The following is a 23961-nucleotide window of genomic DNA, read 5'->3' on the forward strand; positions in this document are numbered from 1 at the left end:
GTCCGTCTGGCGGTGACCGGCATCGCCGCGTTGCCGTGCAACGTCGTCCGCCGGACAGGCAAAACGCCAAGCTGGGCAGGGATGCCCGCCCTGTTCGGGCGATCGTCGCGCGCGGCGACGGGGCATCATGCGTGACATGGGGTTCGTGCGCCGCCCCCGGCATCACCTGTCGCCGTGCCGCCGCCGCGCCCGTCCAACTCCACCCGCCACGTCCGACCGTTTTCCATGAGCACCACCGCCGTTCCCAACGCCGCGCCGCCGAAGTCTCGCGCCAAGCTGTTCATCCTGATCGCCGTCGCCGCGCTCGTCCTGATCGCCGGCGCCGGCGCGGGCGTTTACTTCTTCCTGATGCCCAAGGCAGGCGTGGCCAAGCCCGTCAAACAGGAGCCGCCGGTCTTCTACGCGCTCGAACCGTTCACGGTCAATCTGGCCGGCAGCGACGGCGACGATTCCCGCTACGCGCACATCGGCCTCACGCTGAAAGTGGCCGACGCGAAGACGCAGGCCCAGTTGGCGGAATACCTGCCCGAATTGCGCAGCCGCATCCTGCTGCTGCTTTCGTCCAAGCACGCCAGCGACCTGGGCACGATGGACGGCAAGCGCACGCTGGCCGCGGAGATCAAGCGCGCCGCCGAGCAGCCGTTCGCGAAGGGTGGCGAACCGGCCCGCGTCGACAGCGTCCTGCTGACCGATTTCGTGATCCAGTAAGCCGCCAAAGCAGCAAACTGCCTGTCAATGCCGGCTCTGTTCCCGCGATCGAAGCGGGACCGGGTCGGCGATGATGACAATCTCGGAGCGCGTCGTGCCGTTTGCACGCACGGCGCCCCTGGACAGGGCCGGTGGCCATTGTGCCGCGGCCGCCCTGTTCGATTTGCGTTTCCTTCCCGTCGTTCCAGCCCGCCCACCGGCGCGGCCGTGCCGCCAGACCGCTCATGTCGCAAGAAGAGTTTCTCTCGCAGGAGGAAGTCGATGCCCTGCTCAAGGGCGTAACCGGCGAGGCCGATGCAGCGCCGGAGACGCCTCTGGCCGGCGGCGTTCGTCCGTACGATCTGGCCACCCAGGAACGCATCGTCCGTGGCCGGATGCCGACGCTCGAAATCATCAACGAGCGTTTCGCCCGCCTGCTGCGGGCCGGCATCTTCAATTTCATGCGGCGCAGCGCCGAGATTTCCGTCGGCCCGGTGAAGGTGCAGAAGTACAGCGAGTTCATCCGCAACCTGCCCGTCCCGACCAATCTGAATCTGATCCACATCAAGCCGCTGCGCGGCACGGCGCTGTTCATTTTCGATCCGCAACTGATCTTCCTGGTCGTCGACACGCTGTTCGGCGGCGACGGGCGTTTCCACATGCGGGTCGAGGGGCGCGACTTCACGCCGACCGAGCAACGCATCATCCGCAAACTGGTCAACCTCGTGCTCGAAAACTATGGCGCCTCCTGGAAGCCGGTTTTCCCCGTCGAGTTCCAGTATGTGCGCGCGGAACTGCACACGCAGTTCGCCAATGTCGCAACGCCGAACGAAGTGGTGGTCTCGACGAGCTTTGCGATCGAGTTCGGCGCGCAGGGCGGCAACCTGCACATCTGCACGCCGTACTCGATGATCGAGCCGGTACGCGATCTGCTCTCGAGCCCGCTGCAAGGCGAGGCGCTCGAGGTCGACAAGCGCTGGGTACGCTTGCTGTCGCAACAGGTGCAGGCCGCCGAGGTGGAACTGCAGGTCGATCTTGCGCAGATCCGCACCACCTTCCGCGACATCGTCGGCATGCGCGCCGGCGACGTGATCCCGATCGACATGCCCGAGACCGTCACCGCGAAGGTGGACGGGGTTCCGGTCATGGACTGCACCTATGGCATCTTCAACGGGCAATACGCGTTGCGCGTATCGCGCATGATCGGCTCGACCGATTCAAAGGAAAACGGTTATGACTGAGCAAACCAGCCTGGACGACTGGGCCAGCGCGCTGGCCGAACAAAACGGCACCGCTCTCGATCCGGCGGCGGGCGGCGTGTTCCAGCCGCTGACCGGCGGGCCGAACGCGGACACGCATCATGATATCGAGATGATTCTCGACATCCCGGTGCAACTCACCGTCGAACTGGGCCGCACGAAGATCGCGATCAAGAACCTGTTGCAGCTTGCGCAGGGCTCGGTCGTCGAGCTGGATGGACTGGCTGGCGAGCCGATGGACGTGCTGGTGAACGGCTGTCTGATCGCGCAGGGCGAAGTCGTCGTGGTCAACGACAAGTTCGGCATCCGGCTGACCGACGTCATCACGCCGTCCGAGCGCATCCGCAAGTTGAACCGATGAGACCGTGTCGCCGCGTCGCCCGCGCCGGCAGGCCTGCTCACCGTGCCGCCTCGGGCGGTTCGTGGACCGGACGCCTGGCGGCCACGGTGCTGGCGGGCGTATCGGCCGCCGCACTCGCGGTGCCGACCGCCGGCGACTGGTCGGCTCGCCCCGATACACGGCTCGCCAGCGTGCCGGTCGTGTCGACGGGCGGCGCGGGCAGCCAGGCGGCGCTGCCGTCCGACCCGACGACGGCGACCGGTGGCTCGTCCGCTACGGTCAATACGCCCGGCACGACCAACGCGCCCAACACGACCAACACGACGATCGCGCCGAACAACGCCGCCAACGCGGCAGTCGGCACAGGCACACTGCCGGGCACGCCGCCAACGGCCGGCAACGCCTCGGCCGTCGTATCGCCGGTCAGCACCCCGGAAATGCCCCGTGCGGCTTCCCTGCCGGCGACGCCAACTCCGAGCGCCGCTGGGCCGGCGGCGCCGGCCGCGTTCGGCGCGGCGGTCTCCCCCGCCTCGTCGCCGGCCCCGGCCGCCGTGCCCGGCGCGACGGTTCCCGGCTTTGGTGTCGGCAGCGTGCTGCGCACGCTGCTTGGGCTGGCCGCGGTGTTGCTCGCTGTGCTCGCATGCGGCTGGCTGGCGCGCCGGCTGAATGCTCGGGGCGTGTCGTCCGGGCGGCTCGCCCGCGTCGTGGGCGGCGTTTCACTGGGCAATCGCGAGCGCGTCGCGGTCGTCGAAATTGCCGACACCTGGCTGGTGCTCGGCGTGACGCCCGGCGGCATCACCACGCTGCACACGCTGCCCGCCGCCGCGCGCGCCGCCAGCGACGTGCCGCGCGCCTCGGTTACTTCCGGCGCGGACGCAGGGATGACAGCCACGAGCGGCGACGCAAGCCTGCGCGGCAGCCCCTCTAACGATGCTGCCGGTGCCGCCACGGCGGCTGCGGCCGCCGACCGGCCGCCCAGCTTTGGCGAAGCCCTGCGCGCGCAAGTCCGCGACCGCCTGCAACGACGACGCGACGACGCCTGACCGGCGCACGCGACACGCCGTCTCGAAATGCAAGCAAGACCGCCGGACCGCAGCGCGGCGCCGGCCGAATCGATCATGATCCAGAGCCTTCCATTGAGCACTGACCGCGCGCCGCGCGCCTCGTCCCCGGCCGGCTTGGCCGCCCCGTCGACCACGCCCGCCGCACCCGTCGCGTCATCCGCAGCCAGGCGTCGCGCGCCGGTCGTGAGCGCTGCCCTGCTCGCGCTGGCCGCCGTTGTGCTCGCTGCCGGCAGCGCCCATGCGCAGAGCGCTGGCATCCCGGCCTTCACCAGCAGCCCTGGACCCAACGGCGGCACCAGCTACAGCCTTTCGGTGCAGACGCTGCTGGTGCTGACCATGCTGTCGTTCCTGCCGGCGTTGCTGCTGATGATGACCAGCTTCACACGGATCATCATCGTGATGTCGCTGCTCAGGCAGGCCATCGGCACGGCGGCGACGCCGCCGAACCAGGTGTTGGTGGGGCTCGCGATGTTCCTGACGTTCTTCGTGATGTCGCCAGTGTTCGACCGTGCCTACCGCGACGCCTACGTGCCGTTCTCGCAAGGCACCATCGGCGTCGAACGCGCGGCCGAACTGGGCGTGGCGCCGTTCAAGCAGTTCATGCTGCGGCAGACCCGCCAGTCCGATCTCGCGATGTTCGCGCGCATCGCGCATGCCGCGCCGATGGCGGGCCCGGAGGATGTGCCGCTGCGCCTGCTGGTGCCGGCGTTCGCGACCAGCGAACTGAAGACCGGCTTCCAGATCGGCTTCACGATCTTCGTGCCCTTTCTCATCATCGATCTGGTCGTCGCGAGCGTGCTGATGTCGATGGGCATGATGATGGTCTCGCCCGCCACCATCTCGCTGCCGTTCAAGCTGATGCTGTTCGTGCTCGTCGACGGCTGGCAGTTGCTGGTCGGCTCCCTCGCGCAAAGCTTCGGCGGATGAAGCGCCCCGCCGCCGCAAACCCGATCGCGATCCCAGCCCCAGTCCCAGTCCCGAGATGACACCCGAAACCGTAATGTCGCTGACGCACCAGGCGATGCAGATCGCCTTGCTGCTCGCAGCGCCGCTGCTGCTCGTCGCACTGGCCGTCGGCCTGGTGGTAAGTCTGTTCCAGGCCGCGACCCAGATCAACGAAGCGACGCTCTCCTTCATCCCGAAACTGCTCGCGGTGCTCGCCACCGGTGTCATTGCCGGACCCTGGATGATCAACACGATGGTCGATTACATGCGCCAGGTCTTCACGTCGATCCCCGGGATGGTCGGCTAGTGCTGACCGTCACGTCGGCACAGCTCGACGCGTGGCTGGGCGCGTTCGTCTGGCCGTTCGTGCGCTTCCTGGCGCTGATCAGCACCGCACCGGTGCTGAGTCATCGGTCGCTGCCGACGCGCGTCAAGATCGCGCTTGCCGCGGGTGCCGCCATGCTGATTGCGCCGACCCTGCCGCCGCCGCCCGCGATCGCGGTGGGCAGCGGTGCGGGCCTCTGGCTGCTGGTGCAGCAGTTGATGATCGGCGCCGCGATCGGCTTCGCGATGCGCGTCGTGACCGCCACGGTCACCGCGGCCGGCGACTATGCCGGCATGCAGATGGGTCTGTCGTTCGCTCAGTTGATCTCGCCCGGCGCCGACAGCGCGTCGACCGCGCTGGCGCGCTTGCTGGAAATGTTTGCGTTGCTGATCTTTCTGTCGCTCGACGGTCATCTGCGCCTGCTCGGCACGCTCGCCGACAGCTTCCGCACCCTGCCGCTCGATCCCGCCGCCGCGCCGATGTTCAACGCCGGCGCGTGGCGCTTGCTGGCGGACTGGGGCGCCAGCGTGTTCTGGGCCGGCCTGATGCTGGCACTGCCGGTGGTCGCCGCGCTGCTGATTGCCAACCTCGCGCTTGGCATTCTCAACCGCGCCGCGCCTCAGGTCGGCGTCTTCCAGGTTGGCTTCGCGATCACGCTGCTGGTCGGTCTGTTGATGCTCGACCTGATGCTGCCGAGCGCCGGCCCGTTCGTCGCCGGACTGTTCGACAATGGCTTTGGCATGGCCGAGCGCGTTCTCGGCGCGATGGCGCGCTGAAGCTCGAGCTCAGGCCCGGCCGTCATTCCGACGCGCACTGCCATAGAGCGGCGCCGCACCGCGCTCCCTGAAATGCAGATTGGCGAGCGACGCGACCAGGTGGGCCAGGGAATCGGCATTCGCCTGGTTCATGTCGGCGCGTGCGCTCGCGTCAGCGCGAAACCGCTCGGCCACGCCCTGCACGTCCAGCCGCTCCGGCGCGTACTCGCCGCCCGGTTCGTATTGCAGCGCGGCATACAGAACTTCCCGCGCATTTGCGTCCGCGGACAGGTCGCTGGCCGCGAAATGGTGGCTGACCGTCCGCAGGCGCTGCTCGACGTCATTGAGTTGCGCCCCCGGTGACTTTTCGGCGCGGTGCTCGCCGCGTGGCAGCAGGCATTCGCGGCCGCTGGCCACACTGAAATAATCCGCGCCGCCCAGGAACACCTTGCTGAACTCGCGCAGCAGGCTGGTCGCCGCTTCGACCGGGCACAGGTCGAAGAACCGCTCGGTCACCACCAATTGAACGCCGTCCTCCGACTGCCGCGCCAGTGCGTCCGCATCATTGGAGACGCCCCGCGCCCGCTCGGCACTGTCCGAACGATGCGGTACGGTCCAGGCAGTCGCGACACGCAGGCTCGGATTGTCGATCTCCAGGCAGCGCGCCAGTTCGTGCAGACCGGTACGCAGTTGACTGCGTAGCCGGGGCGTGTCGGCAAAGCCAAACGTGGCAAGGCAACGGCGTCCCGCGCAGACCCTACCCTTGTCGGCCGCCTCTTCCATTTCCGATAGCACGTGCAACGCCGCTTTCACCATCTTCGTGGTGTCGGCCTTCGCGCGCTCGAACGCCTCGTAACGCGTCGGCTCGCGATCCCGCAGGCATGACAGATCAGCCGCATCGAGTTGCAGATCTTCGGCCGCCAGGATTGCGCTGACGGCGGCCGTCGGCTCACGACACGCCGCCTGTTGCGTCGCGCGCCGCACGCGCGTGCCCTGCACCGCGCTGATGCCCGCTCCGTCACCGTCGGCGCCGACCTCGCGCGTCGTACGTTTGTCGGCATTGGCATCGGCTTTCGCGTGACGCCCGACGTCCTCCTCATTCGGCTTGAGGCCGGCGTTGAGCAGGTTTCGCGCAGCGCTCGAGACGGCTTGAAACATGTTCTGCACGAATGCGCTTGGACGCGTCGTCGCGCTTTCTCGTGCGTCACTCGCGCCACCGGTTGCGCGTGTCCGGGGTGCGTTTCGGCGAGCCTTCTTCGGACGTTCGCCCGGACGCTTCGCCGCATTTGCGCGGGCCGGCGATCCGTCCGACGCAGGGTACGGCGCGCTGTCCGAAATGCGGTCAAAAGTGCCATACGGTATGGCGGACGGCACGTTGGCGGCACGGACGCTGGCGAGGTCAGCCAGGATCGTCAGCGCGTGCGGGGCAACGTGTATCGGTGGCAAAAAAACGGTGCAGGGAGCACCGGCCCCGGCTGAGCACGGCGTCAGCGAATTGTTCATCGAAAGCCTCCCACGTTGATCAGGTTGCGATGCGTCCCATCGTAGCGAGCGGTCGATGCGACCGCGCGCACGAAGCGACGCTGCCACCGGCTTGTGCTCCGCCTGCCGCCGCGCGTCAACGCCGCGGAGGCGTCGAGCAGCGGAACAGCGCCCCGCGACTTGAAGCGCAGGTTGGCCAGCGAGACGATCAGATGTCCGAGCGAATCGGCATTGCGCGCATTGAGCTCGCCGCGCACGGCCGGTTCGCGCCGGAACCGCGCCACCAGGCGCGGCAGGTCGAGCGTCTCGGGTTCGTACGCCTGACCCGGCTGATACTGGTAACTGCCGTACAACAGTTCCCGCGCGATCGGATCGCGCGAGAAACAATCCGCCCGCAGATGCTCGGCCAACGCGCGCTGCCCGAATTCCACGTCGTCGAGTTGCGCGGCGAGTGGCGTAGCGACGCTGTGCCCGGACGTTCCCGGTCCCGCGCATCGCGGCTCGCGCGGCAACGAGAAATAGTCCTGCGCGCCAAGGAAGGCATGACTGAGTTCGGTGAGCAAGATGGCCGCCGCTGCGATTGGGCATTCGCCGAAAAAGCGGGGTGTGAGCACCAACTGCAGCCCGTCCGCGCTGTGGCGAAGCATTGCATACGCGTGGCCGAACAGGCGTTCACGCGCGAGGCCTGCCGCAGTCATGCGCGCGACCGCCACGCGCAACGGCGGCTCGTCCAGTTCGAGGCAGCGCACCATGCGCCGAAGACCGGTCCGCAGCCGGGCGCGCAGCGCCGGGCTGTCCATGAAGCCGAAGGCCGCCAGACATTCGGGCGGCGCGCACGCTGCCCCAGCGGTCGGTGGCGGCAGAGCGTGCAATGCACGCCGCGCCGCCTTCGCCAACCGCAACGCATTGGCCTTGGCGTGGCGGAAGAACGCGTGCTGGCGGGGATATGCGTGTTGCAGGACCGACCGATCAGCGGCGACGAGTTCGAGCCCTTCCTCGGCCAGCACCGCTGCGACCGTCGCCGATGCGGCCGCGGGCAGTCCGGCAACGGCGGCGGACGGGCGCTGGCGCCGGTAGGCGAGCGCCTGCGCCGGCGCTGCCGGACGCGCGCCGTGGCGTCTCGGCCAGCCCGATGGCCCCGCCTCGCTCGGCGGCCACGGCAGTTGCGGGCCGGCCCTTGCGACTTCGCCGATCCGCGCGCGCAGACCCGTGTCGGCCAGCAGGCTCAATGCGCTCGGCGCGACCGGCGCGACCGGCGGCGCGGCAGCGCCCAGCGCATTGAGTGCATTCAGTGCGTTCAGTGCGTTCAGTGCATTAGGCGGCAAGATGATCGAACCAAGCATGGCGGGCATGGCGCAAGGCAGGACGCCGATGCTAGCCGGACGGCACCGGCGCCGCTCGCACGAAGCGATGCGCACACCCCTCGCCCCGAGTCGCAAACGGCGCGCCGATGGTCGCCCTAGCGCCACTGCAATCGCCACCGCCACCGCCACCGCCACCGCCACCGCCCCCGCCACCGCAATCGCCACCGCAATCGCAATCGCAACAGCAACAGCAACAGCAACAGCAACAGCAACAGCAACAGGTCAGGCAACGCGGGTATTGCCGAGGTGCGCAGTTCTGTGCGATGGCGAACAATCAGGCATCCTCCTTGATAGCAGCAGGCCAGATGAGAACCATGATCCGCTTTCCGCTGCGCGCCGGTGCGCTTGCCGTTGCCGCGGCACTCGCTGCTTGCGGCGGCAGCACGAATCAGACCAGTCAGACACCGACGCCGCCCCCCACGCCGGCCACCCTGAGCGGGACCGTACAACTGGGCGCCGTCAACGGCGCGACGGTCTCCGTGCTGCCGGTCAACGCCGACGGCAGCATCGGCGCCGGCGCGTTGGCGAGCACCACCACCGACGCGACTGGCGCGTTCACGCTGGCGATGCCGGCGCAGTGGCCGGTGGTCGTTGCCGCCACGGGTGGCACGTATACCGACTTGGCGACAGGAAGCAGCAACTCGCTGGCCGCTCAGACCGTGCGCGCGGTGCTGACCGCCGCGCCGAGCGGCACGCTGGTGGTCTCCCCCTACTCCAGCGCGGTCGTGCAGAGCGCCCTCGCCGCCGGGGGCCTGAACACGGCCAACGTGGCGAGTGCCAGCGCGCTGATCGGCGGCTTCATCGGCGGCGCCGATCCGCAGTCGACAGTGCCGGACTACGGTGCAAGCGCGACGGCCGCCGCGGACGGCGCCGCGCCGAGCACGGCGCAGTTGATGGCCTTTGCGCTCGGCGCCGAGTCCGAGTTCCGGTCCTTGTTCGATCCGCTGGTCACCGACAGCGTCTCCGCAATCGTTGCGGAAGCCGGCCAGGGCAGTTCGTTGGCGGCGTGCAACGCGGGGGCCGGCAATCCGAACGCCAGCGGCACGCTCGACGCCCCGTTGCCGGCCTCGTGCATGATGCCGCTCGCAGCGGCGCAGTTCGCGGTGTCGGCCAACAATCTGGGGCCGATCAAATCGGCCAACTACGCGACGACCGACACGGTGCGCGGCCAGGTCCAGACGCCGCAGGCGGCCGATGCGGCGGCTTGCGTCGATCCGCTCGGCCTGCTGGATGCGAACGGCACGTCGATCATGAGCAATCGTGCCAACGAGATGCAGGCGGCAATCGGACGCGGCGTGACGGTTGCCAACTGGAAAGGCTTCCCCGGCTCGAACGACAAGACCGTCTTCGGCATCTATGGGCCGCCGGCGGCGAACTACGCGTCGATCGCCACGCCGGCGGCATGCGCCGCGACACCGTTGGACTTCCAACGGGCCTGGGTGGTCGCGAACGAGACCTACTGGGTGGATCAGGGGATCAACTACTGCCATCATCACGTGCCTGGCTGGCTGCCGCCGGCCGACTCGACGTACTACAGGGTCGCGCTGCTGGGCAACCACACCTCCGGCGGCGACAGCTCCGGCATGACCTGCGCGGCCACCCGCCTGATCGACGGCTCGCAACTCGCGCCGAGCGTGACCACCAAGCCGGACGATAGCCAGATCCAATGGCAGGGCGTCGATTGTTCGAACTTCACGGCGTGGATCTACAACGTCAGCGGCCTGACCGGCAACCAGTTGAGCGGCGCGATCGGCACGCAGGCCTGCGAGGCTTCGCAACCCGGCGTGCTGATCGACATCGACGCGAAGAACGTGTTCGCCGGATCCGCGACCACTGACGAGGCGCTTGCCAACCCGGCGGCCAAGCTGCGTTACCTACAAACCGGCGATCTGCTCTACATCCTGTCGGTCGCGCCGGAAAAGAGCGACGCCAGCAAGTACTCGTTGAACCACGTGGTGACCTGGACTGGCAAGCGCCTGAGCGAATTCGCCAACGGTCCGGACGGCGCCAAGTACCAGATCGAGACGGCCGGCCAGGCCGGCTCGCGGCTGGCCGCGGACTTCATGAGCTACTACGGCAAGCAGACGCCCGCGCAGGTACGGGCCTACGACCCGTTCCTGATCATCGACAGCCACTATGCCGGCCCTGCCTACCGTCCGTTCACCGGTTGGTACCACGAGAGCCTGTCACACATCCGTCGCATCGTGGGCGCCGAGCGCGCGCAGCAGGAGGCGGCCCTCAAGCCGCTGCTGATCACCGAGATCGCGCGCCGCAAGAACGGCGTCGTGGTGCTCGGCATCCCTGGTTCGACCACGACCAGCGGCTACCGTCTGACCAACCAGACGCTGCCGGGCGGCGACAGCTGCTATCAGCAGCGCTGACGCGCCGCGGCGCCGGCCGGGGTGCCGCCTGGGGGTGCCGCCTGGGGGTGCCGCTCGGGGTCCCGCTCGGGGTCCCGCTCGGGATGCCGCCCCGCCAGCGAATCACTTGATCAGATCGAACAGCGACAGGCTCTGAACCTGGATGAAGGTCTTCTGGGCCGCTTCCAGCGTGGTCTGGGTCTGTACCAATTGCCCATAGGCGGTGGCGATATCGCTGCTGCTCACGTCCGACAAACGGGTGGCCACCTGCAGCGTGCTGGCCGCGTTCTGCGACTGCAACGCGGTCACTTCCTGCTCGCGCGCGCCAACGGCTGCCTGCACGGTGAGCACATTGTCAAGCGCGTTGGAGAGCTTTACGCCGACGGTCGTCATCGTGTTGGTGAACGCGGCGTTGCCGGCACTGCCGCGCGTGCCGTCGCGCAAGGCCGTGGCGGCAGCGGTCAGCGTCGAGAAGATGTCTGCGCCCGCCTGCGCCGCGGGTCCGACGGAGACCGTGTCCCCCGCCTCCGGCGTGCCGGACAGGGTCACGCTCAAGCCCCCGAAGGTGACCGCGCTGCCGCTGGTGTAGCTGCGTCCGACCGGCGCCACGTCCTGTCCGGTCGTCTCGTCGTGGACGGTGTAGGTAGTGGCGTCGCCGTCCTTCGCGAAGCTCAGCGTGAACGCATGACCGGCGGCGGCGTCCGATGCGTCGGTGACCGACACGGCGCCGTAGGTCACCGAACCCGTATTCGTGGTGCCCGCGCTCGCCACCGCCGCCGCGCTCGGCTGCACGCCTTGAAACACCGCGCTGCCGACCTCGCCGACCGTGATCGCGCGGCCGCTGCTCACCTGCACGCTGCGGCTGCTGCCGCTGCCCTGGTAGGTCGCGCTGCCATCCGCATTGCTGGCGAACGGCGTGGAACCCGTGTCGGTGCCGCCGAACAGATAGCCGCCGGTGGCATCGGTACTGTTCGCGAGCGCCAGGATCTGGTCGCGCACGGAATCGATCTGCGTGGCGAGCGTGGCGCGCGTCGAGTCGTCGAGCGACGGATTGCCGGCCGACACGACCAGGGTTTGCGCCTGCTGAACCAGCGTCGTGAGACTGCTGAAGGTGCTGTCTTCCTGGCCCAGTGTCGTCGCCGCGGTCGACAGATTGGTCGAATACTGCGCCAACTGCGTCTGCGCGCTGGTCAGGCGCGCAATCTCGGCCGCGCCTTCGGGGTCGTCGCTCGCGGTCAATACCCGCTTGCCGCTGCCGATCTTGTTCTGCAGATCGACGAGCGTCGATTCCTGCTTGGCCATCGTGGCGAGGTTGGTCGAATAGATCGTGCTGGTGGCGATGCGCATCGTATTGCTCCGTCAGGCCGGTGCCGCTTCAGTTGCTGAGGCCGAGTATCGTGTCGAACAGGGTCGTGGCGGTCTGGATGATCTTGCTGCTGGCCTGGTACATCTGCTGGTACTGCAGCAGGTTGGCCGCCTCCTCGTCCAGGTTCACGCCCGACACCGACTGCTGCTGCGTCGACAACGAGGTGATCAGCGTGGTCTGCGTCGTGTTGCTGGATTCGACCCGCGCCGCAAGCGTCCCGACCTGGGTGACGAGGTTGGCATAGGCGTCGCTCAGGGTGCTGCCGCCGATCACCTTCGCATCGGCCAGTTTGCCGATCGCCGTTGCATTGCTGCCGTCACCGGATAGCGCCGTATTGGCCGCGACGGTGAAGCTGTCGCCCGTCTTCGGCGTACCCGCCAGGGTCAGCGTCACGCCGCCGAACGCGTAGCTCGCGCCCGCCGTGTACGGCACGGCGCTGCCGGCGGGATAAGTGGTCGTGCTGCTCCCGGTGCTGACCGTGACGGCTGACGGAAAGCCGGACAACGTGCCGTCGGTACCGCTGTAGCTCAGCGTCACGGCCGAGGCAAGCGGCGAGCCGAAGTAGCTGGCGTCGGCACTCGCGCTGATGGTGCCGGTCCCCGCGTTGGTCGAGGCCGCCGCGGTCGTGACCGGCGACGCCGCGGCAATCGCCGACGTGTCGCTCGTCGCCACCGCGAAGCCAGCGGCCGCGTTGCGTGTTGGCGCGATGCTGAAACGGTCTCCGGCCTGCATCGTGCCGCTGAGCGTGTAGGACACGCCGTCGACGGTCACGCTGCCGGTGGACAGATCGGGCGACGACGTCGCGCCGGTCGTCTGGTTCGTCAGCGTATAGCTTTTTCCGTCGTAGGACAGCGTGTAGTTGTCGCCGGTCAGCGCGGTCGCGTCGCCGATCGAGGCGCCGAGCGCGGCATTGCCGGCATTGCCGGGGGCCGCCGTCACCGACGGTTGGCCGACCGTGAACAGCGCGCCACCCTGGCTGCCGCCGAGCGTCAGGCCTGCCTCGTTCTGCCCGTTCACTGCGCCGGCGAAGGCGGCGGCCACCACGCCGACCCGGTCGCTGACCGGATCGAGCATCTCGCGGCGGAAGCTCAGCAAGCCGCCGAGCGTGCCGCCGCTGAGCGTCGACTCGTCGAGATACTGGGTGGCGTCGCCGGTCCCGGACACGTAGGCGACGGTCTGTTCGCCCGCTTCGCTGGTCGACGGCACAGCGGCAAGCGCGTAGGAACGGCTGCCCATCACCAGCGTCTGGCCCGAACCGACATAAACGCCGTACGAACCGTCGGACTGCGTGACCACGCTGACATTGACCAGCTTGCTCAGCGCCGCCACCTGCCGATCGCGTTCGTCGAGCAGGCTGTTCGGCGTCTGTCCGGTAGCCGACGCGGCCTGGATCTGCGTATTGAGTGAGGCAATGCTCGCCGCCGCCGCGTTGATGCCCGACACCGCGCTGTCGAGTTGCGAATTGACGCTGTCGCGCAGCGACTGCAACTGCGTGGCGGTGGACGTGATCAGGCTGGCCAGCGTATTGGCCTGGCCCAGCAGGCTTTCGCGCGCCGCCGCGCTCGACGGGTTGCTGGCCACCGTCGAGGCCGCGGTCAGAAAGTTGTCCATCTGCGCGCCAATGCCGGCGGACGGATCGCCGAGCAGCGAATCGAGCGACGACGACAGCGTCTGATAGGCGTCCAGCGCACTGCCGGTGGACTGCGCATTGTTCAACTGCGTGGTCAGCGTCTGGCTGTACGCGCGCGTGACCGTCTCGACCGAGACGCCGGTGCCCAGGTAGCCCGCGCCCGTGTATTGAGCGCTGGACTGCTTCAGCGAGACCGACTCACGGGTGTAGCCGTCGGTCGACGCGTTGCTGATGTTCTGCCCGGTGGTGGTCAGCCCATACTGCGCCGCGTTGATACCGGACAGGCCAATACCGAAAAGTGAACTGGACATCGTGCCATCCTGTCGCGCCCGCCGCGGCCCTGCCGGGCCCGCGTCGTTCGCGTCGTTAGAAAGGTGCCGCTCAGCAGCGTTGCGTGGCGCTGCTCCCCGGCGCGGTGGCGGCGCGGTGGCAGCGAAGCGCGGCAGCGCGCCGCGGCCAGCGACCGAGACCCTGCCGGCGGCCCGTGCAGCCGGTACCGCCAACACAACCAGCCAACACAACCAACACAACCAACCCCAACAGAATCACCACCGACACAGTCGGCAGGCCGGGCGGCGTCCGGACCACCGCTTCGCCGTCCTGCGCGAAGCAGGCGCCCGCCTGGCTGTTTAACGGCAGCGCAACGTCAGACTTGAGCCCGCGCAGCACCAATGCCGTGGTGCCGCCCGGTTGCCCGACGGGCGCCCCGCACGCGGTGGGCGCGGGCCCCGGCGTGATCAGACCATCTGCTTGATGATCGCCAGCAGCTTCTTGCCGTAGTGCGGGTCGGTGGCATAGCCCGCCTTTTGCAGGCCATGCGCGAACGCGGCAGGGTTGCTGGCCGCGCGCAGCACCGGCTGATACCGGCTGTTGTTCTTCAACACGTTTGCATAGTCCTGCAGCGCCTCGTGGTACGAGCCGTAGGCCCGGAACTTCGCCACCGTGCGATGCGGCCGGCCGTTCACGTATTCGGTGGTCGTGACGTCGACCGTCGGACCGCTCCAATCGCCGCCGGCCTTGACGCCCAGCACGTTGTGGCTGCGGCTGCCGTCGCGGGTGCGGATCTCGCGCTTGCCCCAGCCGGACTCCAGCGCGACCTGCGAGAGAATGTAGTGCGCCGGGATGCCGGTCGACTCGCTGGCGGCCTGCGCCGCCGGCGCGAGCCGCTCGATGAAGTCGTTGGCGGCGGCGGAACTGCTGCGCCCCTTGAGCAACGGCGTGCTGGTCTCGCTACCGTCGGCGCTGAATGCACGCGCGCCGCCGAGCGAGCCGCCCTGGGTCGCGTAAGCCTGCGCCCCGGTGGCGCCGCCCGCCGCCGTGCCCGCCGACGCACCCGCGCCGCCCTGAGCGCGCGCGAGTTGCTGCACCATCATGTCCGCCAGCCCCACGCCCTTCGACGAGAGCTGCTGCGCCAGCTGCTGGTCGAGCATCGACGTCACCATCGAGCCGCCCTGGCTGTCGAGCAGTCCGTCCGACGGCGTCGCGTCTCGCATGCTCTTGAGCATCATCTGCAGGAAGGCGGCGTCGAACTGCTTGGCGGCGGCACGGGCCGCCTGTTGCGGATCGCTGCGCGCGGCGCGCCGAAGCGCGTCGAGGCCTTGCGTGTCGAGCGCGAAGCGGCGCGAGATGTCGCCGCTCGTACTGCTGACCGTCGTGTTGCCGTCGTTCATAGCGTTCTCAGATGATGTCCAGCTCGGCCTTCAGCGCACCCGCCGCCTTCATCGCCTGCAGGATCGAGATCAGATCGGCCGGCGTTGCGCCGAGCGCGTTGAGCGCCTTCACCACCTCGGCCAGCGAGGCGCCCGGGCCGACCATGCGCAGCGCGCCGGCGTCCTGGGTGACCTGGATCTGCGACTGGCGGGTCACCACGGTCCGGCCGCCCGACAGCGCGCCCGGCTGGCTGACCGACGGCGTGGTGTTGACGACGACGGACAGATTGCCGTGCGCGACCGCGCAGCTCTGCAGGCTCACCATTCGGTTCATCACGATCGAGCCGGTGCGTGCGTTCAGGACCACGCGCGCGGGACTTTCGCCGGGCGTCACGTCCAGTTCCTGCACGGCGGCCAGGAAGGCCACCTGCTGTCCGGGATCCACCGGCGTGCGCAGACCGACCGTGCGCCCGTCCAGCGCAAGCGCGGTGCCGCCGCCGAAGCGCTCGTTCAGCGCGGCGACCACCCGTGTCACCGTGTCGAAATTGGTGTCGTTCATTTCCAGGCGCATCATGCCGTCCTGCGCCAGCGTGGTCGGCACCGCACGTTCGACGATCGCGCCCCCAGCGATACGGCCCACCGCGAGCTGGTTCACCTGCACGCGGCTGCCATTGGCCGACGCGCCGGCGCCGCCAACCAGCAGATTGCCCTGGGAAATCGCATAAACCTGGCCATCGGCGCCCTTCAACGGCGTCATCAGGAGCGTGCCGCCGCGCAGGCTCTTCGCACTGCCCATCGACGAAACCGTGACGTCGATCGCCTGGCCCGGACGCACGAACGACGGCAGCGTCGCGGTGACCATCACCGCCGCGACGTTCTTCAGCTGCATATTGGTGCCGGCTGGCAGGGTGATGCCGAGTTGCGAGAGCATGTTCGACAGGCTCTGCGTCGTGAACGGCGTCTGCATCGTCTGGTCGCCGGTGCCGTCGAGGCCCACGACCAGGCCATAGCCGATCAGCGGGTTGTCGCGCACGCCTTGCACGCTGGCCAGGTCGCGCACGCGCTCGGCATTGGCCGGCTGGCAGGCCAGCGCCAACGCCAACGCGAGGCCCGCGCGGGCCAGCACGCCGCGCAGCCCAAGCGCGTGCGCGCGCAGTGTCGACGCCGGCGACGAATGCGACGAATGCGACGCGTGCGAGCGGAGCGGGAAAACGATGCGAGACGACGAAGACATGACAAGCCTGCTAGAACGGCGAAATGTTCAGGAAGAAGCGTTGCAGCCAACCCATCGTCTGCGCCTCGTCGATGTAGCCTTTCGCGCTGTATTCGATGCGCGCATCGGCAACCTGCGTCGAGTAGACCGTGTTCGCGCCGGTGATGGTGGTCGGATTGACCACGCCCGAGAAACGGATGAACTCGCGGCCCTGGTTGATCAGCATCTGCTTTTCGCCCGACACCGCCAGATTGCCGTTGGCGAGCACCTGCGTCACCGTCACCGTCAGCGTGCCGGTGAAGGTGTTCTGGGCATTCGCGCCACCCGATGCCTTCAGCACGTTGTCGCCGGACATCGAGGTGCCCGCGCTGCCGAACAGGCCGCGCAGCAGGCCCGGCGTGGTCGTCGGCGTGAAGCTCGCGTTGCCCGCCCGGCTGGTGTTGGTCGCCGACGACTTGGTCGCGTTGACGTTCTCGTTGATGACGATCGTCAACACGTCGCCGATCTGGCGCGGCCGCGGGTCTTCGAACAGCGGCCGATCGCCGTAGCTCGGGTTGTAGATCGACCCGGCTGTCGCCGCCGGCAAGGTGCGCGGGGCGGGCGCGGCGGTCATCGGCTGCGCGGTCAGCGGCTCGCGCGGCAACTGCGCGCAGGCGCCGAGCAACAGCGCGCCGGTGGCCACCAGCAGCCCGGCGCTGCGCACTGCGCGGGTGCCGCGAAACGCCAGCGCGGCGGCGGAAACGAGAATGCGAAACATGATCGACAGGCCGCGCTCAGACGTTCAACTGGCTGAGGGTCTGCAGCATCTGGTCGGAAGTCTGCACCGCCTTGCTGTTGATCTCGTACGCCCGCTGCGTCTGGATCATGTTGACCAACTCTTCGACAACGTTCACGTTCGACGCCTCGGTATAGCCCTGGCTCAGCGTGCCCGCGCCATTGCTGCCCGGCACCGTCACGTTCGGCGCACCCGACGAGGCGCTCTCCGCGAACAGGTTCTGACCGAGCGCCTGCAGGCCGGCCGGATTGATGAACGTGGCCAGCGTGATGTTGCCGACCTGCTGCGTCGCGGCCGAGCCCTGCTGCGTCACCGAAACGACGCCGTCGTTCGACACGGTGAACGACGTGGCCGTCGCCGGGATGGTGATCGCCGGCAGCACCTGATAGCCGGCCGACGTCACCAACTGGCCGTTCTGGTTGGTCTGGAAGCCGCCATCGCGCGTGTAGGCCGTGGTGCCGTCAGGCATCTGGACCTGGAAGAAGCCCTGGCCGGAGATAGCCAGGTCCTTCGAGTTGCCGGTCTGGCTGAGGTTGCCCTGGGTGTACAGGCGCTCGCTCGCCACTTGCTGCACGCCGGTACCCATCTGCAGACCCGACGGCAACGTGGTGTCCTCGCTCGACGCGGCACCCGGCTGGCGAACCGTCTGGTACAGCAGATCGTTGAAGACCGCTCGCGACCCCTTGAAGCCCGTCGTGCTGACGTTGGCCAGGTTGTTCGAGATTGTGTCCATATTGGACTGCTGGGCATTCATGCCGGTCGCGGCGATATACAGAGAGCGGTTCATGCGTTGGCGTTGGCGTTGGCGTTGGTTTTTGCCGCGCAAGCGCGGCAGCGTTGGTTTCGTCGCCCGACCCGCTGAGCGGCGACGCATCGATCGATCGCCGCCGGCCCGGACGCGGCCGGGACCGGCGCGGTCAGCCGCTGAAGTTCAGCAACTGATTGGCGGTCTGCTCGTTGGTCGCGGCCATGTCGAGCACCTTCATGTGCATCTGGAACGCCCGCGCGTTGTCGATCATCGCGACCATCGCGGTGACCGGGTTGACATTGCTGCCCTCGACCGCGCCGGAGGTGACGCGCACCGTCGGATCGACCTCGACTGCTTCCTCGCCGGCGCGAAACAGGCCGTCGTCGCCGCGCGTGAGCGAGGCCGCGGGCGGATTGACCAGCTTGATCTTGTCGACCACCGCAACGGCCGTCGGCGTGTCGCCGGCGCCGCGCGTCGAGATCGTGCCGTCGTTCGCGATGTCGATCTGCGTCGCGGGCGGTACCGCGATCGGCCCGCCGTTGCCGATCACCGGCAACCCGCCGCCGGTCACCAGTTGTCCGTTCGCATCGAGGTGCAGGTTGCCGGCGCGCGTATAGGCCTCGCTGCCGTCGGCCGCCTGCACCGCGATCCAGCCGCTGCCCTGGATCGCGACGTCGAGCGCGTTGCCGGTCGGTTGCACCGGGCCGGGCGTGAAATCGCTGGTCGGCACGGTGGTCAGCGCATAGGTCCGCGTGGTCAGATCGTTGCCGGCCTCACGCTCGACCGGCACGGCCCGGTACGCGGCAAGCTGCGCACGGAAACCGGCGGTCGAGGTGTTCGCCAGGTTGTTGGCGATCGTCGCCTGCTGGTCCAGCGCCTGCGAGGCGCCGCTTGCCGCGACGTAGATCAATCGGTCCATCGCGCGCTCGCGGTTACAGGTTCATCAGGGTCTGGTCGACCGCCTGCTGCGTCTTGATCGTCTGTGCATTGGCCTGGTAGAAGCGCTGCGCGGTGATCAGATCGACCAGCGACGACGTGAGGTCGACGTTCGACGACTCGGTCGCGCCCGATTGCAGCGAGCCCAGCGAGCCGGTCCCGGCGGTGCCGGCCACCGGGATGCCGGACGTCGCGCTCTGCGCGAACACGTTGTTGCCCAGATTGACCAGGCCTTCCGGGTTGGCGAAGTTGCTGAGGGCGATCTGCCCCAGCGTCGCGGTCTTGCCGTTCGAGTAAGTGCCCGTCAGCGTGCCGGTCTTGTCGATCGCGAACGACGACAGCTGGCCGGCGCTGTAGCCGTCGGTGGTGAGCGACGTGGTCGCGAACGCCGTGCCGTATTGCGTGACCTGCGAGAAGTCCAGCGCGATCGACTGGTTGGCGGCCGCGCCGTCGGTGGGCGAGAACGTCACCGTGCCGGTGGTCGTGCCGGTGACCTTGCCGCTGGTGTCGAAACTCAGCGTCGCGGCCGGCTCGGTGCCGCTGGCCGTGCCGTCGATCGTGGTGTAGGTCTGCCACACCGTGTCGCCGGCAGTGTTGTTGGTCTTCACGAAATAGAGGCCGAGCGTGTGCGCGCTGCCCAGCGAATCGTAGACCGTTGTCGAGGTCGAGTTGGTGTAGCTTGCCGTGTTGCTCGGGTCGAAGGTGACCGCGCCGGTGCCGGTGGTGACGACGGCGGTCGCGTCCGACGGCAGGTTCACCTGCGCGGCGAGCGAGGTACTGACCGCGGCCTGCATGGCGCCGCTCGGAATCGACAGCGGCGCCGGCGCGGCCGTGCTGATGTTGCCGTTCGCGTCCGCGTTGTAGCCAGTCAGCTGCATGCCCTGCGCATTGACGATCTGGCCGGCACTGTTCAACGAGAATTCGCCGTTGCGCGAATAGACCGTAGTGCCGTTGTTCGACAAGGTGAAGAAGCCGTTGCCGTTGATCGCAAGGTCCAACGTCGAGCCGGTGGTCGCGATGGTGCCCTGCGTAAAGGACTGGGCAACCTTCGCGACGCTGGTGCCGATGCCCGCGCCATTGCCGGAGGCGGTCGCCAACGCATTCGCGTAGACCGCCGCGAACTGCGTGCCGCTCTGCTTGTAGCCGACCGTGTTGGCGTTGGAGATGTTGTTGCCGATCACGTCGAGATCGCTCGACGCGGCGGACAAGCCGCTCAAACCTTGCGAATAACCCATGACGGGCTCCTGTGTTGACTGTTGGGGCGCGGCGAGACCGCGCTCAGAGAATCTGCGCGACGGCGCTCAGGCTCACCGTCGAACCGGTGCTGAGCACGAGGCCCGGCGTGCCGCTGGACTGCTGGATGACGCTGGCCACCTGCGCCTGCGCGAGCGGCGTCGCCGTCACGCTGGTGGTGCCGTTGACCGCGCTTGCCTTGAGCGTATAGCTGCCGTCCGACACCGTGCTGCCGGTGTCGTCCTTGCCGTCCCAGCTGACCGGCGTGACCCCGGCCGCGGTCGCGCCCAGGTTCAACGTGCGCACGGTCTTGCCGGACGCGTCGACGATCGAGACCGTGACCGCCGAGGCCGCCGAATCCAGCTTCACACCGGCGGCGGTCGCGGTACCGGACGCGACGGTCAGATCGCTGCCGGTCGCCAACACGTTCTTGCCGATCAGCGTGCTTGCCGAGACCTGCTGCCCCGCGTTGATCTGCGTCGCGAGCGAACTCAGCGTCGTGTTCAGCGCGCCGATCCCCGACACGGTATTGATCTGGGCCAGCTGCGAGGTCATCTGCGAGCTGTCCATCGGGTTGGTCGGGTCCTGATTCTTCATCTCGGCGACGAGCAGCTTCAGGAACGTCGCCTGCAGGTCGGTCGACGACGTGCTGGTCGCCGACGTGGAACTGCTGGTGCTGCTGGTGCTGCTGGTGCTGCTGGTCGAACCGGTACCGTTCACCGTGTCGAGCAGGGTGCTCGTCAGCGCGCTGCCACTGCCTGAGATCGTCGTCATGTCTTCTGTCTTGTAGTGTCTCGATTGTCCGTTTGCCCGACAGCCGGGCTTACTGTCCGATGGTCAGCGTCTTCAGCATCAGCGTCTTCGCGGTGTTGAGCGTCTCGACGTTCGCTTGATAGGAACGTGCCGCCGAGATCATGTTGACCATCTCGTTGACCGGATTGACGTTCGGCATCGTCACGTAGCCACGCTCGTCGGCGGCGGCGTTCGACGGATCGTAGACGGTCTTCATCGGCGAACTGTCCTCGACCACGCCCGTCACCGAAACGCCGCCGATCTGGTTGGCGGCGGCCGCCACGCCCGCGCCGCGTACCGCGCCGGCGAGCGGCTTCACCGCGAAGGTGACCTGCTTCGCGCGATAGGCCTGCCCGTCCGGACCGGCCACGCTGTTCGCATTGGCCAGGTTGCTGGCCGTCACGTTCAGGCGCTGCGACTCCGCGGACATCGCCGAACCGGCCACCGCAAAGATGTTCATCATCGAGGTCATCGCGACACTCCGTTGCAGCGCACGGCCGGGCCGCGCGCGAAATTGCGTACTGTCCGAGTGAGTGCGGTCCGAGTAAGTACGGTCCGGGCCGCTCGCATCAGCCGTTGCCCAGCGCGGCGAGCATGGTCTTGATCTGCTGGCTCACCACCGTCATGCCGGTCTGGTAATGCAGTGCGTTGTCCGCGAAGTTCACGCGTTCGGCATCCAGCTCGACCGTGTTACCGTCGAGGCTCGACTGCGCCGGCGTGCGGTATTGCGGCGTGCCGTAGCGTGCGCTCGCCGCGGTCGCCAGGCCGGCCAGATGCGCGCCGCTGGTCGCGCTCATCGCGAGCACCGCCGGCTGCACGGCACCGTTCTGCGACGCGGCCAGCGGCAGCCTGCCGGCGCTGCCACCCGCCACGCCGGCGCCCTCGTCCTGCGCGCCGCCCAGCGCCCGGCCAAGCGACGCGGCGAAATCGACATCGCGCGACTTGTAGCCGGGCGTGTCGACGTTCGCGATGTTCGATGACAGCAGTTCCTGCCGATACGCGCGCAGGTTCAAGGCTTCGCGTCCGAAACGCAGCTCGGCGTCCAGCTTGTCCAATGCTCGTGCTCCCAGGTGCGCGCCGCCGGCCCGCGGGCTGGCGAGACGCTAGACGGTCTATTTCCGATGCCAGCAGATGGTAGCGGCCCGGCCTCGGGCGCAATGCGGCGATTAGAGGGGAGATGCAGGGCCACTTCAGGTGATCCATGGGCCGCTCGCGGCCTAGAATGCAGGCTCGGCATGGATTGACGATGGAGCGGCAAGGCATGGCAGAGGCAGGCAGGCACGACGACACGGGCCATACGGCGCCGGTCCGGCGCGCACGCATGGCGGCTGCCTGCGTCATGGCATGGCTGGCGCTGGCGCCAGGAGTGTGTGCGGCGCAAGCGGGCGCCGAGCGACAGGATCCGGAAGCGATCCGCGCGACAGCCGAAGCCTTTGCCCGCGAGCAGGCGGCCGGATTGCCGGGCCGCGTCGAGGTCGCGATCACCGCGCCGGCGCCGCGCGGCCTCGCGGCCTGCGCGTCGCTCGAACCGTTCCTGCCGCCCGGCGGCCGTCTGTGGGGACGCGCGACAATCGGCGTGCGCTGTCTGGGGCCGCGACCGTGGACCGTCTACCTGCAGGCGCGCGTGTCCGTCACGGGTACCTATTACGTCGCGGCACGTAACATCGAGCCTGGCGAAACGCTCAGTGCGGCGGACCTGACACCGCGTGACGGCGACCTGACACTGTTGCCGGTGTCGGTCCTCACCGACCCCGCACAGGCAATCGGCGGCGTGGCGTCGAACCGGATCAATGCCGGCCTGCCGGTGCGGGGCGACCTGGTGCGCGCGGCACTGGCGGTGCGCGCGGGTCAGCCGGTCCGGCTGGTTGCCGAGGGCCCCGGCTTCGCCATCACCGCCGAGGGCAGCGCGCTTGGCAATGCGTCGGCCGGCCAGCCGGTCCGGGTCCGCACCGAATCCGGCACGGTCGTGAGCGGTCGGGCGCGGGAAGACGGCTCCGTCGACGTGAGCCGATAATAGGCGTGGGCCGGCCGTGGGTCCGACGTGGGAGGCCGCGCCGGCGGCTACCGACCGACCGCGTTGGCGGCGCTGGCACGCAATGCGCTAAAGTTTCACCGGCGCCTGCCGTTAAGCCTGGAAAACACCGAGACATCCTGTGAGCATGGACGTTAGCAAAACCCTGTCGAAAGCCCCGCTGAGCAACCGGTCCTCCGTCGCTGACGTCAAGACCGGTCAGGCGTCGAACGTCGCCAGCGGCAGCGCAGCGAGTGCGGCCACCACGGCCGGCACGGTCTCCGCGCCCACCACCGCCGGCGGCGATGCGGTGCAGCTCTCGACGACCTCCGCGTCGTTGCGTGCTTCCGCCGTCGATTCGAGCCGCGACATCGATACGGAACGGGTCGCGCAGATCCGGGCCGCGATTGCCGACGGCACGTTGTCGGTGAACCCGGCGAAGATCGCCGACGGTCTGATCGATACGGTACGCGACCTGCTGGGCAACAGCAGCCGCGCCTGACGTCGGGTCGCAACGCAAGACCGACGACGATCCGATGAGCGACGCCCCGCAATCCACCGTCGCGCCGGCAGGCGCCGCGCTTGGCGCATGGCTGAGCGCCGAGCGCGAAGCGCTGGAAGCGATCCTCGCGTCGCTGATCGACGAGCAACAGGCGCTGGCGCGCGGTGGCGACGCGATGGCGGCGCTGCCGGACGCGTTGCGCCGCAAGCAGTCGGCCGCCGAGACCTTGCGCGCACTCGATGCAGCGTTGCCCGCGCGCCTGGGCGTGGCGGCGGACGGGTTGCCCGCCGCGTTCAAACGTGCCCTCGACGCCGACCCTGGGTTGGCCGCGCAATGGTCAGAAGTCAGCGCGCTGGCCGCGCGTGCGCGTGCCGAGAACGACGGCAATGGCCGCCTCGTGACGACGCGTCTGCATTACAACCGTGCCGCCCTGGACGCACTGCTCGCCGGCCGCGACGGCGATACGCCGTCGCCGGTGTATGGCGCGAACGGGCGTCTGGTGCCGCGCTGACGCGCTCTCGCGCC

Annotated in this window: 24 protein-coding genes; 11 read left to right on the top strand and 13 right to left on the bottom strand. The window is 68.5% G+C overall.

Annotated features, from left to right (window positions below):
• The first annotated feature begins 225 nt into the window (after nt 1–225).
• The 7 genes from fliL (at nt 226) to fliR (ending at nt 5396) form a co-directional block, all read left to right on the top strand.
• Nucleotides 226–708 carry a flagellar basal body-associated protein FliL gene (fliL, locus tag BLU54_RS02320; RefSeq protein ID WP_091904129.1) on the top strand — a complete coding sequence of 161 codons (483 nt, stop codon included), beginning with the start codon at nt 226–228 and terminating at the stop codon, nt 706–708.
• Nucleotides 709–932: 224 nt separating this feature from the next.
• The gene (gene fliM, locus BLU54_RS02325) at nt 933–1928 is read left to right on the top strand and encodes a flagellar motor switch protein FliM (RefSeq protein ID WP_091904131.1); all 996 of its coding nucleotides are present in this window, start codon (nt 933–935) and stop codon (nt 1926–1928) included.
• Nucleotides 1921–2307 carry a flagellar motor switch protein FliN gene (gene fliN / locus BLU54_RS02330; protein WP_091904133.1) on the top strand — a complete coding sequence of 129 codons (387 nt, stop codon included), beginning with the start codon at nt 1921–1923 and terminating at the stop codon, nt 2305–2307. Before fliM ends, fliN begins: the two co-directional genes overlap by 8 nt.
• Nucleotides 2304–3329: a flagellar biosynthetic protein FliO gene (fliO, locus tag BLU54_RS02335; RefSeq protein ID WP_091904135.1), complete on the top strand. Its 1026-nt coding sequence runs from the start codon at nt 2304–2306 to the stop codon at nt 3327–3329. The genes fliN and fliO overlap by 4 nt, the downstream gene beginning before the upstream one ends.
• A gap of 75 nt (nt 3330–3404) precedes the next feature.
• Entirely contained in the window at nt 3405–4277 is an 873-nt protein-coding gene (gene fliP, locus BLU54_RS02340; RefSeq protein WP_091904515.1) for a flagellar type III secretion system pore protein FliP, read from the top strand.
• Nucleotides 4278–4332: 55 nt separating this feature from the next.
• Nucleotides 4333–4602, top strand: coding sequence for a flagellar biosynthesis protein FliQ (gene fliQ, locus BLU54_RS02345; RefSeq protein WP_091904137.1), 270 nt, complete (start codon nt 4333–4335; stop codon nt 4600–4602).
• Complete coding sequence (gene fliR / locus BLU54_RS02350; protein WP_091904140.1) at nt 4602–5396, top strand: flagellar biosynthetic protein FliR; 795 nt, start codon at nt 4602–4604, stop codon at nt 5394–5396. Before fliQ ends, fliR begins: the two co-directional genes overlap by 1 nt.
• Nucleotides 5397–5405: 9 nt before the next feature.
• Here the strand turns inward: fliR and BLU54_RS02355 are convergent, their stop codons facing one another.
• Entirely contained in the window at nt 5406–6533 is a 1128-nt protein-coding gene (locus BLU54_RS02355) for a hypothetical protein (RefSeq protein ID WP_139169426.1), read from the bottom strand.
• Nucleotides 6534–6874: 341 nt separating this feature from the next.
• The gene (locus BLU54_RS02360; protein WP_139169428.1) at nt 6875–8209 is read right to left on the bottom strand and encodes a hypothetical protein; all 1335 of its coding nucleotides are present in this window, start codon (nt 8207–8209) and stop codon (nt 6875–6877) included.
• A 317-nt stretch (nt 8210–8526) separates the two neighbouring features.
• Between BLU54_RS02360 and BLU54_RS02365 the strand changes: the two genes are divergently transcribed.
• On the top strand, nt 8527–10602 hold the full coding sequence (locus tag BLU54_RS02365; RefSeq protein ID WP_091904146.1) for a hypothetical protein: 2076 nt from the start codon (nt 8527–8529) through the stop codon (nt 10600–10602).
• Between the two features lie 102 nt (nt 10603–10704).
• Here BLU54_RS02365 and flgL read toward each other — a convergent pair whose 3' ends face one another.
• The 11 genes from flgL to flgB all read right to left on the bottom strand — a co-directional run bounded on the left by flgL (nt 10705) and on the right by flgB (nt 21978).
• Nucleotides 10705–11928, bottom strand: a complete 1224-nt coding sequence (gene flgL / locus BLU54_RS02370; protein ID WP_091904149.1) for a flagellar hook-associated protein FlgL — start codon at nt 11926–11928, stop codon at nt 10705–10707.
• A gap of 28 nt (nt 11929–11956) precedes the next feature.
• Nucleotides 11957–13888: a flagellar hook-associated protein FlgK gene (flgK, locus tag BLU54_RS02375; RefSeq protein ID WP_091904151.1), complete on the bottom strand. Its 1932-nt coding sequence runs from the start codon at nt 13886–13888 to the stop codon at nt 11957–11959.
• A gap of 426 nt (nt 13889–14314) precedes the next feature.
• Nucleotides 14315–15247, bottom strand: a complete 933-nt coding sequence (gene flgJ / locus BLU54_RS02385; RefSeq protein WP_091904155.1) for a flagellar assembly peptidoglycan hydrolase FlgJ — start codon at nt 15245–15247, stop codon at nt 14315–14317.
• A gap of 7 nt (nt 15248–15254) precedes the next feature.
• Nucleotides 15255–16460: a flagellar basal body P-ring protein FlgI gene (locus BLU54_RS02390; protein WP_091904157.1), complete on the bottom strand. Its 1206-nt coding sequence runs from the start codon at nt 16458–16460 to the stop codon at nt 15255–15257.
• A 10-nt stretch (nt 16461–16470) separates the two neighbouring features.
• On the bottom strand, nt 16471–17196 hold the full coding sequence (locus BLU54_RS02395) for a flagellar basal body L-ring protein FlgH (protein WP_091904159.1): 726 nt from the start codon (nt 17194–17196) through the stop codon (nt 16471–16473).
• Between the two features lie 16 nt (nt 17197–17212).
• Nucleotides 17213–18001 carry a flagellar basal-body rod protein FlgG gene (flgG, locus tag BLU54_RS02400; protein ID WP_091904517.1) on the bottom strand — a complete coding sequence of 263 codons (789 nt, stop codon included), beginning with the start codon at nt 17999–18001 and terminating at the stop codon, nt 17213–17215.
• 130 nt (nt 18002–18131) lie between these two features.
• Complete coding sequence (flgF, locus tag BLU54_RS02405) at nt 18132–18881, bottom strand: flagellar basal-body rod protein FlgF (RefSeq protein WP_091904161.1); 750 nt, start codon at nt 18879–18881, stop codon at nt 18132–18134.
• A 13-nt stretch (nt 18882–18894) separates the two neighbouring features.
• Nucleotides 18895–20133: a flagellar hook protein FlgE gene (flgE, locus tag BLU54_RS02410; RefSeq protein WP_091904164.1), complete on the bottom strand. Its 1239-nt coding sequence runs from the start codon at nt 20131–20133 to the stop codon at nt 18895–18897.
• A gap of 43 nt (nt 20134–20176) precedes the next feature.
• Nucleotides 20177–20905, bottom strand: coding sequence for a flagellar hook assembly protein FlgD (locus BLU54_RS02415; protein ID WP_091904166.1), 729 nt, complete (start codon nt 20903–20905; stop codon nt 20177–20179).
• 49 nt (nt 20906–20954) lie between these two features.
• Entirely contained in the window at nt 20955–21395 is a 441-nt protein-coding gene (gene flgC, locus BLU54_RS02420; RefSeq protein ID WP_091904168.1) for a flagellar basal body rod protein FlgC, read from the bottom strand.
• Between the two features lie 97 nt (nt 21396–21492).
• A complete protein-coding gene (gene flgB, locus BLU54_RS02425; protein ID WP_091904170.1) occupies nt 21493–21978 on the bottom strand; it encodes a flagellar basal body rod protein FlgB in 486 nt (161 codons plus the stop codon).
• Nucleotides 21979–22184: 206 nt separating this feature from the next.
• Between flgB and flgA the strand changes: the two genes are divergently transcribed.
• From flgA to BLU54_RS02440, 3 genes are all read left to right on the top strand, one after another.
• On the top strand, nt 22185–22937 hold the full coding sequence (flgA, locus tag BLU54_RS02430) for a flagellar basal body P-ring formation chaperone FlgA (protein ID WP_407919391.1): 753 nt from the start codon (nt 22185–22187) through the stop codon (nt 22935–22937).
• Nucleotides 22938–23082: 145 nt separating this feature from the next.
• Complete coding sequence (flgM, locus tag BLU54_RS02435; RefSeq protein ID WP_091904174.1) at nt 23083–23436, top strand: flagellar biosynthesis anti-sigma factor FlgM; 354 nt, start codon at nt 23083–23085, stop codon at nt 23434–23436.
• Nucleotides 23437–23470: 34 nt separating this feature from the next.
• Nucleotides 23471–23947, top strand: coding sequence for a flagella synthesis protein FlgN (locus BLU54_RS02440; RefSeq protein WP_091904175.1), 477 nt, complete (start codon nt 23471–23473; stop codon nt 23945–23947).
• Nucleotides 23948–23961: the final 14 nt, after the last annotated feature.

It is taken from the genome of Chitinasiproducens palmae (assembly GCF_900095735.1).
GTDB classification, from domain to species: Bacteria; Pseudomonadota; Gammaproteobacteria; order Burkholderiales; family Burkholderiaceae; genus Chitinasiproducens; species Chitinasiproducens palmae.